Here is a 15,933-nt window from a genome sequence, read left to right on the forward strand (position 1 = left end):
TTTCACCTTTTAATCTTACGTATTTTTACATTGTATTTTAAAAACACTAATTATGGATTTCGAAAATAACGACAACAAATATTACAGAGCAAAAAAGCGGGTGGCGGAAATAAAAAAGTTCTACACCAGCCTTATGTTTTATATTGTTTTTATCTGCGCCTTGGCAGGTTTAAATTATTACGTAAACGAACTGCGCAATCCTTGGTTTTTGTGGGCAGCTTTTGGATGGGGAATCGGTATTTTCTTTCAAGCTGTAAAAGCATTTAAATGGACTCCCTTTATAGGTAAAAATTGGGAAGAGCGAAAGCTAAAACAATTTTTGGAGGAAGAAGAAAACAGCAACAAAAACAATTGGACGTAAAATGAAAAAACCTGTTGATTTAAAAATTAAAAATGCTCGAAATAGAGTAGAAGCACTTAAAGTTTTTTACAACCACATAATTTTATATTGCATTGTAAATATAGTTTTGTTTTTAGTTCGCGGAGAAGTTTTACAGTTTTTTCAAGAACAGAATGGCAACAAAAATTTTATAGATTGGGTAGACTGGAATATTTTAGTCGTACCTATTTTTTGGGGAATTGGCTTACTGTTTCACGCCGCAAAAGTATATCGGTACAACTTAAAGTTCATAAAAAACTGGGAAGAAAAACAATTGAAAAAATACTTAAAGGAAGAATAAATTAAACCACAGCGATGGAAACTCAAAAAAGTCTTGCATATTTAAGAGCAAAGAAAAAGGTAGAAACATTAAAAGAATTTTACAGCCATTTGTTGGTGTATATTTTAATTAATACCGGAATTATTCTTGTTTCGGCAAATGTTTTTAATGCACATGAAATAGATTTTAAAGATTGGAGCAATTATATAACGGCGATTTTTTGGGGCATTGGTTTGCTATTTCACGCGGTGTACGTTTGGTACATACTCAAGTTTAATAACAATTTCTTAAAACGCTGGGAAGAAAAAAAAATGAAACAATTTCTGGATGATGATCTTTAGAAATTGAGTTTAAACACTGGATTGAAATTTAAATATACAAACCAAAACGAGAAACCAATTAAATGAACGTACTCATTATTGAAGACGAAAAACCTTCCGCACGTTACTTGCAACGCATGTTAATGAAGCAGGAAGTACATGTTAGCCAAATGCTCCACAGCGTTGAGGAAGCTATAGATTGGTTTTTGAATAACAAACACCCGGATCTTATTTTTTTGGATATACAATTAAGCGATGGACTTTCCTTCGAAATTTTTGATGCAGTTGAAGTAAATAGTGCCATTATTTTTACCACTGCCTTTGACGAATATGCGCTTCAGGCCTTTAAGTTAAACAGCATAGATTATTTATTGAAACCTATTGATGAAGAGGAATTGCAAACTGCCGTTGAAAAGTACAAAACTTTTAAACCCAGTGCCAAAAACGTGCAACTTAACTTTGAGGATATTAAAAAATTGCTTGTAAATCCTGTAGAACGCGAATACAAAAAGCGATTTACCACTAAAATAGGGCAACACATTAAAATGATTTCGGTAGATGAAATTGAGTGTTTTTATTCTGAAAACAAAGGAACTTACGCTCATACCGTAGATGGCCGCGATTATTTATTAGAAACTACTTTAGAACAGTTAGAAGAGGAACTTTCTCCTGAAACGTTCTTCCGAATTAGCAGAAAATTTTATGTAAACATCAATTCAATTAAGGATATAATTTCATACACAAATTCGCGCTTGCAATTGAAATTGAACAGTTATAAAGAGCAAGAAGTTGTGGTGGCGCGCGAACGGGTAAAAAATTTTAAACTTTGGTTAGAATAGATTAATCTTCAGCTTTAAATCTGTCTATTCTATTTTCTTGAAAGGACGAAGGTAAAAGCTTTGGAATAAACTTTACCAAAAGTGGCAAAAGCACTGTTCCGCCCGGAAGCAAAAAAATTGTTAGTGAAGGAATTGTTTTGCACACATCGAGCAATTGTTCCCGCACCTTCGATTTTTCTTCCGTAGATAAATCGCGGATAGTAGATTGTCCCAATAGCACAACTAATTCGCCACTTTCCTCCAGTTCGCGTGTTAATCTATCTTTATTTCGAATTATTAACAATTTTACGGTAGCCGCAGATTGTTTGTAAAATTGTTTCACCGGGTGCGAATATTCAAAAAGTAATATTTTTTCGGTATAGGTGTGCGAAAATGAATTTAACGCCACTAGGCTTTTTTGTAGTTCTGTCTCCGAAAAATTGAGCGTCACTAATAATTGCTGCAAAAATTGGTGTTCTACTTCGTCCATTTTTAAATCTTCCCAAACGGTGAGGGAGCACAGATCTAATAAATAATTTTTTTCTAGGGAATCTTCGCTGCTTTTTAAATAGTTTAAACTATCTAAAAATGTGGCTACCCCACCATCTGTTGTATCGATAATATATTCTGATGAAGTTTCAAAAAGTTCAATTAGCAGCTTGTCGTATTTTGTTTTACTACTCTTCGATTTTAACGTATAAAAACAGCCAGTTAACACTGCGGTTTCCAGTTGCTTATAATAATTTTTTGTTGAAATTGGGTCTATAAGCCACTGCTTATATGCCAAAACATCTAAGTACAGCAACGAAAATGTTAAAAGTGATACCGTATTCTTTTTCAGCAAAGTATTGGCTTCCTGCAATCTAGCCGAAAGAATATGTTCTAACGTGATTGATGCACTTTGTGTAAGTGAAAATTTCTTAAAAAAACCAGCTTTTCTTTTTTCGAGGTGTTCGTAAAAAGATAATATGCTATTTATGGCCTCTTTATTAGTTGCAGTTTTATTTTTTTCGTAAAATTGATAATATAACGCGTGAAAAAGATTTATTTTGGTGAGTTCCTCCTTGGTAAGTTTTAAATTACCTAGCGATTTCTTTGGCAATGCGGAAACCGATACGCCATATATAAAACCTGTTTGCTTTAAGGCAATATAAAATGAAGCATCGTTTTGATAAGGCGCCAATAAATCATTCTTATCAAAAAGATTTAGAAATTTTAAGATCCAATCGGGTGCAGACGGGTTCATCGTTTTAAATATTCACTATTTTAGAGCGGTCAAAGCTAGTGTTTTTAGCATTAACAAAAGATTAACGCAACTTAAAAAACCATGAACTTACATTTAAACGTAAGTATAAGCGAACAAGTAAAAATAAATAATATAAACCAACAAAAAAGATGAAAAAATCAAAACTTTTAGCAGTAATCGGTGGATTGGGCGTAGCCGCACTATCGATATTTTTAATATCCGCAGATCATATTGATGCGCCAGCAGTGGCGGGTACCACCGCAGATATTACCGACTTTTATGCCTTTGAAGGGGAGAGTTCAAATAACTTTGTTTTTGTAGCAAACGTTCAAGGACTACTACCACCTGGCCAACCTACCGATCAAGCTGAATTTGACGAAACGGTACTTTTAGAATTTAATATAGACGTGGATAACGACTTAAAGGAAGACTTGGTGATACAAGCCATTAAGCGAGGCGATTCTATGTATTTCTTTGGGCCCTCTGCACCAGCAATGCAAGGTTTAGAAAGCACCATTGCAACTTCAACTCGAAGAAGTGTAAAAATTTCTACAAAAGACGATGTGCAAATTACGGAAGAGAACGGGATGAAGTTTTTTGCTGGACCTCGTGAAGATCCTTTTTTCTTCGACTTTAATAAATACAACGAAGTGTTAGCAGGTACAGCTAGCAGTTTTGACGATCCAGGTACAGATACTTTTGCTGGTACTAATGTGTTAAGCGTGGTTGTGGAATTTCCAAAATCTATGCTACCTGCGGGAACTGCTGGTGTTAATCCTTTTGCGCCATCTACACCTATGTATAATGTGTGGGTTGAAGCCAAAAGAAAACAATAAAAATTGCTAACCATAAAAAATAAAAAAAATGAAAACTTATAAATATATAACTCTATTTGCCTTATTTACCGCTTCACTATTGTTTGTACAATGTTCTGATGATGACGATAATGTTATAATGCAAGAAACGTGTAATGACGGAATTTTAAACGGCGATGAAACAGAAATTGATTGTGGGGGAACTACTTGCGAACCCTGTGGCGTGGTGCTAGATTTTAGCGGAACCTACAAACAGGAAGATCAAATGGGGCGTCCGGGTATAAACACCGTTTTTGGAACCGAAGGTTTTAAAGATGCATTTAATGTAACGGTGCCTTCAGAAATGCAGGTGGCATTCCAAAATAAATTTGAAGCTAGACTATTGGCATTAAATCCTGGATACACAAGCAATGCACTTGGTTTAAATGCTGAAGTATTTACAACTGTATTATCTAATGATGTACTTTGGTTAGCGCAATCCGGAATAACCACTTACTTTAACGGAACCGAAGTTTTAACGGGTAGAGCTTTGAGTGATGATGTAATAGATATATCCTTATTGCTCATATTTGGGGGCGCAGACGGAACCGAAAATCCTGGTTTAACCAGCGATGGCGTGCCAACAAACGATGTAGCTTTCGCTACTAGCTTTCCATATTTGGCCGGTCCTTTTTAATAAAAATAACCTACTATCACAAAAGAGAGCCGTTTAGGTTCTCTTTTTTGGTTTAGCGTAAATATTAACTAGCCTAAAACACTGTATTTTATTATGAAAAAAATAATCACATTATTCGTTGCGATCTTATTTTTTGCTTGTCAGGACAAACCAAAGAAAATTACTAACAGTAAAGATTACAATGCATATTTAATCACCAGTAATACACCCTCTTTGGATGCTATTAAAGCAGATTTAGAGTTTTGGCAGAATCGCTTTAAAGATGATTCTACACATTTAATGGAAATGACCCGGTTGTCTGGAATTCATGGCGCCCTTTTTGGAAATACGGGCGATATTTCAGAATTAAAAATTTCTGAAAAGCTAATTGAAAAGTCATTGCGCACTTCGGCCAGAAATAAAGATGTTTATTTGCGAAGTTTGGCACACAATTATATTTCGCAACACAGGTTTCGGGAAGCTCAGGAATTGTTAGACAGTGCGTATAAATACCCGGACAATAGAAAAGAAACTGAAATGATGCTTTTTGATGTTGCAATGGAACTGGGTAATTATCAAAGCGCCGATACATTATTGGGAAATATTAAAGATCCAAAAGATTTTAATTACCTTATTCGTTTGGCTAAATGGAGCGATCATAACGGCAATCTGGACGCCGCTATAAAATATCTGGAACAAGCGCAACAAATTGCAGAGCAACGAAACAACAAAGCATTAAAATTGTGGATTTATAGTAATATAGGCGATTTCTACGGCCACGCGGGCCGCCTAAAAGATTCGTACAGCAGTTATTTAAAAACGTTAGAATTGGAACCCGATAATGCCTATGCGAAAAAGCAAATAGCTTGGATGGTATATTCTTTTGAAAAAAATCCTAAAGAAGCAAATCGTATTTTAGATTCTATTATGGTGAATCATAAAGCGCCGGATTATCATTTGTTAAAAGCTGAAATCGCTGCATTTGAAGGAAATGCTTCGGAAGTAAATAGGCAAAACCAATTGTTTTTAAAAGCCACCGAGAATACAAATTATGGCGAAATGTACAATGCTTATTTAATTGAGCTTTACGCCGAAACTGCACCAGAAACGGCCCTGCGGTTAGCTGAAAAAGAGGTGAATAATCGCGCTACTCCAGAAACCTACCAATTATTGGCATATGCACAATTAAAAGCGGGGCAGAAGGAAGCTGCTTTAAAAACCGTTGAAGAACAGGTAGTGGGCAAAACGTCAGAACCCAAGGCACTTTTTAACGCTGCATTAGTTTATAAAGCCAACGGAATGGACAAAAAAGTAGCCTCTTTTAAAGAGGAACTATTGGGTGCAGGTTATGAATTGGGCCCGGTAACTGCAAAGGCAATTTCGAAACTTTAGTATAAAAAAACCAAGTTGCGGTTTAATTCGTATATAAAGTAGAGGTTGGTTATCTACCATTAGATTGGTAGATGTAACAAAACTGGAAATACCAGTTTTAGCGTTTTTTTGTTAGTTAAAGCGTCGGCAATTAGCCGACGCTTTTTCTTTTATAATTGTAAAATATGGGGAAAGTGAGTCTCGTTATTTCCTCAATTAAAAAATGCTTTATATTTTTTAATTAGTTATCATTCCTAAAGTATATAGTTGCGATAGCGTTGGTGTTTCACTACCCCCTTCAGGCTCCAGCGTAATACCAAATGCCTCAGGATCTGGAAAATTTACAAACTTGTAAATTCCCTCGCCTATCTTGCTTTCCGCAGAAATTAAACCTACACTGCTTGGTGTTAGAGGCTCCATTTTTAGCGACCATACTTGATATACTTTACCGCGAGGAGGCGCAGGCAAGCCTTTTATATCTATATAGGCTACATTTTCTTTTTTGTTTAAAAATACTTTTGCGAAAGCTTCGGGAGCAACGGCTTGGTTCCCAGGTAGGGTATAGGCTTGATAATCTTTAGATCGCAATACCTCGAGCACTTCGGTATTTTCGGCTAATTGATTTTCAGCTTTAAGTTTTTCTTCACGTAAAATTGTATTTTCAACAGTTGTTACATTCAATGAGTTGTTTAATTCGCTAGATTGTTTAAGCATCCACATAATTCCACCCATAAATAAAATCGCGGCTGCCCAGCCGGTTATTGCTGGCCAATTGAGCGATTTAACTTTAGTGTCTCCGGAATGAGTATTTCCTCTAATTTTTTCCAAAATATACGACCAGGTCATGGCTTGTACTGGTGGTGAAACAGTTTCGGCTAGATGTATTAACGATTTCTCAATTAGTTCAACTTCACGTCTTACTTCGGGAAATTCCTTAATGGCTTTTTCTACCGCTACAGCTTCGTCTTCGGGTAAAGCGCCACAGACGTACATTTCTAAATTGCCGGATGCTATAATTTCTTCGGGGTTCATAATTTTTTATCCTAAGACCATTACCCGTAAATCATTTATACAGGTTCGGTTTCTTGTTTTTATTGTTCCTAAAGGTATTTCGAGTGTTTTTGAAGCTTCTGCTTGTGTGTATCCTTTAAAATACAAAAGATCTATAATCTTTATACAAGCAGGTTTTAGGGCATCAACAAACTTTTTTATACCTATGGAATTGGTTAATTTGTTTAAACTATCAGCAGATGATAATATATCTACGAAGTTTGTTGTACTTAGGTTTTTTCTTGCATTTTTAAATGCTTTGGAACGTGTTTCATCAATGGCTGTATTACGGGCAATATTTAAAAGCCAGGTAAAAAAGCGTCCTTTTTTTACGTTATAAGATGCAGCATTGTTCCATACTTTAATAAAGACATCCTGTAAAAGCTCTTCTGCTGTTTCTTCGTCTAAAACAATACTGTAAATAATGCCATAGATGGCTTCACTGTACATTGTGTATAATCGGGAAAACGCTTTTTCGTTTCCGTTTTGCATCTCAATAATGAGATCATTGGGTTGTTCCATAAAACCGCATTTTTTTTTGTAAATGTACCGAAATTATTAATTAAACTATGAAGTGGGTGAAAATTCATTTTTTTAAGCACATGTGTGTTAAATGTTATCTGAATCTTAATAAAATGTTGTGGAAAAATTAATTTTTAATAGCTTTACCATTCTTAAAATTTTAAGATATATATTAATCTAAACGACACAGACAGATGAAAAAAATTACCTGGAGTATTTTCCTGGCAATGACGCTCGTATTTTCGGGCACTATGGTTGCACAAAGTTTTACTGAAGCAATCAACAATCAACTAAGTCATTTTTTGGAACAAAATGAATTATTGCCTCAAGATGCGCAGTGGCAAGTTACGAGTGAAAGTCTAAGTAAAACAAGTGGAATTCAGCATGTGTATTACAGACAGTTATTTAATGGAATTGAAATTTACGGTACTGAATCCAGCATTCATATTACTTCCAATGGTAGTGTAATTGCCCAAGACAGTAAATTCATAAAAAACACTTCAGAAAAATTAATAGGTTCAAACACACCCGCGCTTACGGCTATTCAGGCGGTACAGGCTGCGGCGGGAACATTAAATTACACTATTTCTGAATCGCTTTCAGTTTTAAACGGAGCTAAGGGCATTAATAGGGAAACACTGCTGAGTACTGGCGGTATTTCTTTGAGTGCTATACCTGCAAAGTTAATGTATGCCATAACCGATAATAATGAGTTGGTTTTAACTTGGGATATTTCAATTCAAGAAAAAAGCCAGCAAGATTGGTGGAGTTTAAGGATTGATGCCAATACCGGAGCTATTGTAAACAAAGCGAATTGGATGGTTAGTTGTGCAATGCACCATGATCATAGCAATGACGTAAAGGAATTGAATTTTAATGCCAACCTTTTCGATATTCCAAATTACAAAGCTGTTGTTGAAGAGTCTACAGCGGCTTGTACAGAATGCTACGAAGTGTTTGCACTGCCGCTAGAGAGTCCGTATTACGGAGCTCGAACCATTGAGGTTGCGCCGGCAAATGCTACTGCTTCTCCTTTTGGGTGGCATGATACTGATGGTGTTGCTGGTGCCGAATATACCACAACTCGTGGAAATAACGCGAATGCATATGAAGACGGTAACAACCCAGGTTACCAGCCTGATGCGGGTGCAGGTTTAGAGTTTACGGGCTATCCTTTTAGCCAGATTTATACCAATGCAAACCAATATGAAGATGCGGCAATCACAAATCTTTTTTATATGAATAACATTATTCACGATGTAATGTATCAATATGGTTTTGATGAAGCTGGCGGTAACTTTCAAGAAAATAACTACGGAAATGGAGGCCAGGGCAGTGATTCGGTAAATGCTGAAGCACAAGACGGTTCTGGTACGTGTAATGCAAATTTTGGTACGCCACCAGATGGCGGAAATCCAACTATGCAGATGTATATCTGCGGCGATAAAGACGGCGATTATGACAACCTTGTAATTATTCACGAATATGGCCATGGTATCTCAAACCGTTTAACGGGAGGACCAGGAGCTTCAGGTTGTTTGCAGAATGCAGAACAAATGGGTGAAGGCTGGAGTGATTTCTTTGGAGTATTGATGACGATTGAACCTGGTGATTTAGGAACAGACTCCAGAGCAGTAGGAACATATCTCTTTGGTCAAGGCCAAGGAGGTGGTGGTATTCGCGATTATCCCTACAGTACAGATATGGGTGTAAACCCTCAGACTTACGACTTTATTAAAACGGCCGCTGTGCCCCACGGTGTAGGGTCTGTATGGGCACAAATGTTATGGGAAGTTACATGGGCATTGATAGATGAACACGGCTTTGATGCAGACATTTATAACTTTACTGGAGATGTAAACCAAGATGCTGGAAATATTCAAGCTTTGGCATTAGTTATTGAAGGGATGAAATTACAGCCTTGTAGCCCCGGTTTTGTAGATGGTCGCGATGCAATTTTAGCAGCAGACCAAGCGCTATACGGTGGCGCAAACGTTTGTCTTTTATGGGATGCATTTGCAAAAAGAGGCTTAGGATATAGTGCAAGTCAAGGTTCATCTGGAAGTAGAAGCGACGGAACACAAGCTTTTGACACGCCTTCCCAAACTGCAACATTATCGGTTCTTGAAGAAGTTTGTGCATCGTCTGAAGTTCTTACTGATTTAGGTGGTGGCGCTCCAAATGGCGGTACTTATAGTGGCCCAGGAGTTACCGATAACGGTAACGGAAGTACTTTTACCTTTGATCCAAGCGCTGCTGGCGTTGGCGTTCATACCATTACGTATAACGTTCCTTCGGGGCCATGCTCCGTAGCTTCGTCTGCTACCGATACAATTGAAGTTCTAGCCGTACCCGCTGGTCCAACTACTACAGGAGTTCTAGATTTCTGTGTTGGCGATCCAGTAACCGTAACAGCTACCCCAAATGATCCTGGTAACGTAATAAGATGGTTTGATGCGCCAACTGGAGGTAACTTTCTTTTTGAAGGCGAATCGTACACTTTTACACCAACGGGAAGCATTAATGTATATGCACAGGAAAGCGCTCCCGGACCATTATCGCAATTAGTTATATCTGAAATTAGTTTGGAAACCCCAGACAGATTAGAAATACAAAATGTAGGTATTGCCACAGACTATTCTGGTTATAAAGTTGCTGTAAGCGAACAGCCTTATAATAATATTAATGCAATGAATTCAGTGGTTAAAACGCTGAGTAATATGAGTGCAAACTCCGTAGTGGACTTTAATGACGATGGTGGTTCTGGCTATTGGGGAAATAATATCTGGTGGGATAATGACGGAACCGGTTGGATTATTATAATTGACGGAAATGGTAACGTTGTGGATTCTGTTTTCTGGAATTTCAGTGCCGCTCAGATCGCCGGTTTAAATATTACGATTAGCGGTCACAATATTACGGCTGCCGATCTAGATTGGACTGGTGTTGGCGCTTCGTTGGTATCAGATTGTGGTTCAGATTCCTTTAGAAGAGTTGGCGATACAAATACCGCTGCAGATTGGTCTGGTACTTGTGAACCTGCCGATTTTGGAACTCCCAATAGCGATATAAACCTCGGTACACCAGGTTGTTCAGCCGAACGCACTATTGCTGAGGTAATTGCTGAAACCGAAAATCCAGTTATTACCTGTCCAGCAGATCTTGTAGTTGAAATACCTCAAGGAACTCAATTTACATTGCCGGATTATACGGGCGACGCAACGGCAACCGATAATTGCCCAGATCCTGCAATTACCCAAAACCCAGCTCCGGGAACTATGCTAAATCCAGGCGTTACTACAATCACAATGACGGCAACAGACGGTGCCGGCAATACGGACGATTGTACTTTTACAGTTACGGTGGATGAGATTTTGGGAATTGGTGACAATGAATTTTATAATAACATTTTACTGTATCCTAACCCAACAACTGGCGAGCTAACCTTGCTCAATAAAACTACTACACAGCTAAATAATGCCATTATTACTGATGTAAAAGGTAGGGTTATTATGACCGTTAACTTAACAGAGACTGGAATAGAAACCAATTTCTCTGTTGAAAATCTTGCAACAGGAATGTATTTTATTAAAATAAATGCAGCAGATACAAGTATTGTAAAACGTATTGTAAAACAATAATTTCAAATATTTATAATACTCAAAAACCCGTGTCAATATATTTGACACGGGTTTTTTCATACCATCCTTTTCAATAACTTTGACAGATGAAAAAAATAGTATTCTTCGCAGGGAGTAATTACAGCAAATCCCTCAACCATAAATTGGTTAGTTATGCCTACTCAAAATTGGCGGGCCATACAACCGAATTAATAAAATTAACAGATTATCAGTTGCCGCTCTACAGCGAAGATTTAGAGCGCGAACGGGGCTATCCGGCAGATTTAAAAATTCTATACAACAAAATAAAGGAAACCGATGCTTTAGTAATTTCTGTAAATGAACACAACGGAATGGTTTCGGCCTTTTTTAAAAATTTTATAGATTGGCTCTCGCGATTGGATCGAAAATTTTTGAGCGAAAAGAAAATCTTGTTAATGAGTACTTCAAATGGAAAACGTGGAGGAGCTTCAGCTTTAGAATACACTAAAAACGTATTGCCGAGATTTGGAGGTACCGTTGTTGAAAGTTTTAGTATTCCTTCATTCTCTGAGAATTTTTCGGAAGATTCACAAGAAATTTCAAACGAAGTGTTGCTACTCGGTTTTAATGATGTGATTCAAAATTTTGCACATCAAATTCAACAATAATGCGAACGCTGAAGAATTTTTCTTTTTCGTTGACTGAAGCTAGTAAAGAACGCCTTTTATATTGGGCGCAGCAGTTTGATGAGGTTGTTTGGTTAGATAGTAACCACTATGTTCAAAAACATCAAACCCATCAAGCTATTTTGGCCGTAGATGCTTTTACCGCACTTAAAACAGATTTTCACAACGCTTTCGATAATTTAAAAGAATACCAGAACACAACCGCAGATTGGATTTTTGGATATCTTACTTACGATTTAAAAAACGATGTGGAAAAACTATATTCTAATAATTTTGATGGGCTTGGCTTTCCCGACTTGTATTTTTTTCAACCAAAAAAGCTATTTCTTTTTTCTGAGAACAGTGTTGAGGTTCACTATTTAAATATGGTTGCCGATGAGATTGAAGAAGACTGGGCATCCATTCTTAAAACTGTAGCAGTACCCGATGAAAATGAAGATTTAGAACCGGTTAAAATTACAATGCGCACATCAAAAGATAGCTATATCCAGAAAGTAGAAAAAACGCTTGCACATATTAAACGCGGCGATATTTATGAAGCAAATATTTGTCAAGAGTTTTTTGACAGTAACGCTAAAATACACCCGCTAAAAACCTTTCTTCAACTTAATAAAATTTCAAAACCGCCTTTTTCGGTTTTTCTAAAACTGAATAATTTTTATGCACTTTCAGCCTCTCCCGAACGCTATCTTAAAAAAAGAGGAAACAGCGTAATTTCACAACCAATTAAAGGCACTGCAAAACGGTTAAAAAACAAAGCTGATGATTTACAAATGGCGCAACAATTAGCCAAAGACCCAAAAGAACGCAGCGAAAATATAATGATTACAGATTTGGTGCGTAACGATCTGTCGCGCATTGCCGAAAAGGGAAGTGTTACCGTAGATGAACTTTGCGCAATTTATACTTTTGAACAAGTGCATCAAATGATTTCAACAGTACGTTGTAGCGTTCCAACTGATTTTTCGAGCGTTGAGATTTTAAGAAATACCTACCCGATGGGCAGTATGACGGGCGCACCAAAAATTTCTGCAATGCAAATTATTGAAGAAATTGAAGACGCCAAACGCGGCTTATACAGTGGTGCAATTGGCTATTTTTCTCCAGTGGGAGATTTTGATTTTAATGTAGTAATTAGAAGCATACTCTACAATGCAACTAAAAAATACATCAGTTTTTCGGTGGGTAGTGCAATTACCGGTAATTCGATACCCGAAAAGGAATATGAAGAGTGCTTGCTTAAAGCAAAAGCAATGCGGGAAGTATTAAAATGTTCAGAATAACTGTTTTCTACTTAAATTAAACTATATTAGTAATTAAGCTAATAAATACGCTTTATTAGTCTTTAAACTTATAAATATACTTTATTAGTAAAAAAGCTAATAAATTCATATATTTGAATAAATTTAGTTCAAAATGAATTATTCAGTAATATCTGGAGATATAGTTTCATCTACCAGTTTAAGCAACGCCGACAACCAGTTTGTTGCAGAAAATTTAAAACGATTGCTAAGCGAATTAACGCGTGAATTTAATATTTACGGTCGCCTTATTAAAGGAGATTATTTAGAATGTGTAGTTCCAAATGCGGCAGACGGCCTACAAGTAGCGCTCGCCATTAAAAGTTTTGTAAAGGCAATACCCATTGATGCTAAAAATTATAAGGAGCACGACAACCGCGTAAAACAATTTAAAATCCATGGAATTAGGTTAGCCATAGGTTATGGCGAACTAAGCCGATTTAATCCCGAAGAAGGGATAATTGATGGCGAAGCAATTTATTTATCGGGTCGTGAAATTAGTGGCGAAACTACCTATAATAAGGAGCGGATAGTTATAAAAAACACATTGTTTTTTGCTTCGAAAAACGAAGATTTAAATAAAAACTTTCAACCTTTACTTGCCCTGTTAGATGTTTTATTCAGTAAAGCTACTGCCAGACAATGCGAGGTTTTATATTTAAAATTGATGAAAAACCAAGAAGACGAAATAGCCAAACAATTAGGTATTGGACAATCTGCCGTCAATCAACATTCCACTAGTGTTGGCTGGAACGCTATTGATGAAGCAGTAAACTATTTTAAGATGGTAATTTCAAAATAGAAACTATGGTGTTAGAAAAATTATTACTGCTTCAATTTATTGCACATCTGTGTTTAGACTACTTTTTTCAAACAGACAAACTTGCGCAACAAAAAAATACTATAGGATTTAAAAGTTCTTTTCTTTACTGGCACGCACTGGCTTGTTTTGCATTAGCTTGGCTTTTTTCGTTACAAGTAGATTTTGCTTTTGCTGCTGCAATCATCGCATTTACACACTTTTTATTAGACGGTTTTAAGCGTTATCTAAACAATAGCAGCTATTTTGGCCGTTATGCATATTTTATAGATCAAGCCATTCATTTGATTATAATTGCGTTGGTTGTAGTTTTATTCCATAAATGGCGCGGTATAAATCCAGCGGTAGAAATATCAATTAATTTTAAATATTTATTGATAATTACCGGATATCTTGTGTGTTTAAAACCCGCAAATATTTTTATTAAAGAAGTCTTTAAAGCCACAGATGTGCAGGTGAGTAGCGATAACGAAATGCCCAATGCAGGCAAGGTAATCGGGGTTTTGGAACGAATTTTAACCCTGACATTTATCATCGTTTCGCAGTACTCGGCGGTTGGATTTTTAATTGCTGCCAAATCTATTTTGCGCTACGGCAACAACGAAACGCTAAAGACCGAATACGTACTCATTGGAACGATGCTCAGCTTCGGAATTGCCGTTATTGCCGGTATTGTTATTAATCTCTTTTAAACCTTTAAAACTTTGTTTGTTCGCTTCGAAAAAAGTATAAAAAATAAGTTTCCATTTTTAATAGGAAAAAAATTGCTCATTGCCTGCAGCGGTGGGTTAGATAGTGTTGTTTTAACCCATTTAACAAAAAAAGTAAATCTAGAAATTGCTCTGGCGCATTGCAATTTTTCGCTCCGTGGTAAGGAAAGCGATAGCGATGAAATGTTTGTAATTGGGTTGGCAAATAAATTGGAAATTCCAGTTTTTGCAGAAACTTTTGATACTATTAAATTTGCTGAAGAACATCAAGTATCTACACAAATGGCGGCCCGCAACCTTCGGTACACTTGGTTTGCAGAAATTTTAAATAACTTTAAATACGACTATTTATTGACTGCCCATCACTTAGATGACGATTTGGAAACATTTTTCATCAATCTTTCTCGAGGCACAGGTATTAACGGATTAACCGGAATTCCAAGAATAAATAATAAAATTATACGCCCGCTACTGGATTTTTCGAGGGAGGAAATTCTAAATTATGCAAAGAAGAACAGTCTACAGTGGCGCGAAGACAGTAGCAATAAAAAAACAGATTATCTACGGAATAGACTTCGTTTAGAGGTCTTGCCACAATTCAAAAAAACGAGTGGTTCGTTATTGAAAAATTTTCAGAAAACACAACAAAACCTGCAAACTTCGCGTAATTTAATTGAAGATTATATGGCGCTAATCTATAATTTGGTAGTTACCGAAACAAATAATTCGTATAAAATAAACATTCAGAAATTAAAGGATTTGCCACATACCGAAGCACTACTTTATGAGCTATTAAACAGCTTTGGCTTTACTGAATGGGACGATGTTTCAGATCTGCTCGATGCACAAACAGGGAAGCAAGTTTTTTCAAAAACCCATAGGCTGCTTAAAAATAGAGAAGAATTGGTATTGACTGAAATTCCAGCTAATGTTCCCTCTACAGAATTTTTGGTTTCGAAATCGGGTATTGATTCGCCAATTAAATTAAAAATTGAATCTTCAAAATACATTGGTGAAACTGAAAAAAATTTAATTTACGTGGCTGCCGATACACTAAAATTTCCCTTAAAAATTAGAAAGTGGAGGAGTGGAGATAACTTTCAACCCTTTGGAATGAAAGGTAAAAAAAAGCTGAGTAAATTTTTTAAAGATGAAAAAGTCGCTATTACAGATAAGGAAAATATATGGTTACTCGTAAGCGGAGGGCGTATTGTTTGGATAATTGGGTATAGAATGGACGACCGTTTTAAGATAACCGAAGACACCAAAGATATTTTGAAAATTTCGCTAATTAACTAATTATAAAACAAGAATCCCAACCAAAACGGCTGGGATTCTTTAACAAACCTAACTTAGTA

At 36.4% G+C, this 15,933-nt stretch carries 16 protein-coding genes; 13 read left to right on the forward strand and 3 right to left on the reverse strand.

Features of this window, described 5'->3' with window-relative positions:
• The first annotated feature begins 52 nt into the window (after window positions 1-52).
• From VZD24_RS01635 to VZD24_RS01650, 4 genes are all read left to right on the forward strand, one after another.
• The gene (locus VZD24_RS01635; protein WP_279447742.1) at window positions 53-361 is read left to right on the forward strand and encodes a 2TM domain-containing protein; all 309 of its coding nucleotides are present in this window, start codon (window positions 53-55) and stop codon (window positions 359-361) included.
• Between the two features lies 1 nt (window position 362).
• Window positions 363-680 carry a 2TM domain-containing protein gene (locus tag VZD24_RS01640; RefSeq protein ID WP_342686506.1) on the forward strand — a complete coding sequence of 106 codons (318 nt, stop codon included), beginning with the start codon at window positions 363-365 and terminating at the stop codon, window positions 678-680.
• Window positions 681-694: 14 nt separating this feature from the next.
• On the forward strand, window positions 695-1,000 hold the full coding sequence (locus VZD24_RS01645) for a 2TM domain-containing protein (RefSeq protein ID WP_279447744.1): 306 nt from the start codon (window positions 695-697) through the stop codon (window positions 998-1,000).
• Between the two features lie 62 nt (window positions 1,001-1,062).
• On the forward strand, window positions 1,063-1,818 hold the full coding sequence (locus tag VZD24_RS01650) for a LytR/AlgR family response regulator transcription factor (RefSeq protein WP_342686505.1): 756 nt from the start codon (window positions 1,063-1,065) through the stop codon (window positions 1,816-1,818).
• A gap of 1 nt (window position 1,819) precedes the next feature.
• Here VZD24_RS01650 and VZD24_RS01655 read toward each other — a convergent pair whose 3' ends face one another.
• Window positions 1,820-3,043: an LETM1-related biofilm-associated protein gene (locus tag VZD24_RS01655; protein WP_342686504.1), complete on the reverse strand. Its 1,224-nt coding sequence runs from the start codon at window positions 3,041-3,043 to the stop codon at window positions 1,820-1,822.
• 149 nt (window positions 3,044-3,192) lie between these two features.
• Here VZD24_RS01655 and VZD24_RS01660 point away from each other — a divergent pair, with 149 nt between their 5' ends.
• The 3 genes from VZD24_RS01660 to VZD24_RS01670 all read left to right on the forward strand — a co-directional run bounded on the left by VZD24_RS01660 (window position 3,193) and on the right by VZD24_RS01670 (window position 5,905).
• Window positions 3,193-3,879: a DUF4331 family protein gene (locus VZD24_RS01660; protein WP_342686503.1), complete on the forward strand. Its 687-nt coding sequence runs from the start codon at window positions 3,193-3,195 to the stop codon at window positions 3,877-3,879.
• A gap of 28 nt (window positions 3,880-3,907) precedes the next feature.
• Complete coding sequence (locus tag VZD24_RS01665; protein ID WP_342686502.1) at window positions 3,908-4,534, forward strand: DUF4331 family protein; 627 nt, start codon at window positions 3,908-3,910, stop codon at window positions 4,532-4,534.
• Window positions 4,535-4,627: 93 nt separating this feature from the next.
• Window positions 4,628-5,905, forward strand: a complete 1,278-nt coding sequence (locus tag VZD24_RS01670) for a tetratricopeptide repeat protein (RefSeq protein WP_342686501.1) — start codon at window positions 4,628-4,630, stop codon at window positions 5,903-5,905.
• Window positions 5,906-6,121: 216 nt separating this feature from the next.
• On the opposite strand, the gene VZD24_RS01675 is transcribed toward VZD24_RS01670, so the two are convergent.
• The gene (locus tag VZD24_RS01675; RefSeq protein ID WP_342686500.1) at window positions 6,122-6,916 is read right to left on the reverse strand and encodes an anti-sigma factor; all 795 of its coding nucleotides are present in this window, start codon (window positions 6,914-6,916) and stop codon (window positions 6,122-6,124) included.
• Between the two features lie 6 nt (window positions 6,917-6,922).
• Complete coding sequence (locus tag VZD24_RS01680) at window positions 6,923-7,456, reverse strand: RNA polymerase sigma factor (protein WP_342686499.1); 534 nt, start codon at window positions 7,454-7,456, stop codon at window positions 6,923-6,925.
• A 194-nt stretch (window positions 7,457-7,650) separates the two neighbouring features.
• On the opposite strand from VZD24_RS01680, the gene VZD24_RS01685 reads away from it, so the two are divergent.
• From VZD24_RS01685 to tilS, 6 genes are all read left to right on the forward strand, one after another.
• Entirely contained in the window at window positions 7,651-11,097 is a 3,447-nt protein-coding gene (locus VZD24_RS01685) for a M36 family metallopeptidase (RefSeq protein ID WP_342686497.1), read from the forward strand.
• 86 nt (window positions 11,098-11,183) lie between these two features.
• Window positions 11,184-11,726: an NADPH-dependent FMN reductase gene (locus VZD24_RS01690; protein WP_279447753.1), complete on the forward strand. Its 543-nt coding sequence runs from the start codon at window positions 11,184-11,186 to the stop codon at window positions 11,724-11,726.
• Window positions 11,726-13,027 carry an anthranilate synthase component I family protein gene (locus tag VZD24_RS01695; RefSeq protein ID WP_279447754.1) on the forward strand — a complete coding sequence of 434 codons (1,302 nt, stop codon included), beginning with the start codon at window positions 11,726-11,728 and terminating at the stop codon, window positions 13,025-13,027. The genes VZD24_RS01690 and VZD24_RS01695 overlap by 1 nt, the downstream gene beginning before the upstream one ends.
• A gap of 133 nt (window positions 13,028-13,160) precedes the next feature.
• On the forward strand, window positions 13,161-13,847 hold the full coding sequence (locus tag VZD24_RS01700; protein WP_279447755.1) for a fumarate hydratase: 687 nt from the start codon (window positions 13,161-13,163) through the stop codon (window positions 13,845-13,847).
• Between the two features lie 5 nt (window positions 13,848-13,852).
• Window positions 13,853-14,557 (forward strand): DUF3307 domain-containing protein, encoded by a 705-nt coding sequence (locus VZD24_RS01705; RefSeq protein ID WP_279447756.1) that lies wholly within the window; start codon window positions 13,853-13,855, stop codon window positions 14,555-14,557.
• A 12-nt stretch (window positions 14,558-14,569) separates the two neighbouring features.
• Entirely contained in the window at window positions 14,570-15,874 is a 1,305-nt protein-coding gene (gene tilS / locus VZD24_RS01710; protein WP_279447757.1) for a tRNA lysidine(34) synthetase TilS, read from the forward strand.
• Window positions 15,875-15,933 lie beyond the last annotated feature (59 nt).

The sequence above is a fragment of the Aequorivita flava genome, from assembly GCF_038742595.1.
Lineage (GTDB): Bacteria > Bacteroidota > Bacteroidia > Flavobacteriales > Flavobacteriaceae > Aequorivita > Aequorivita marisscotiae.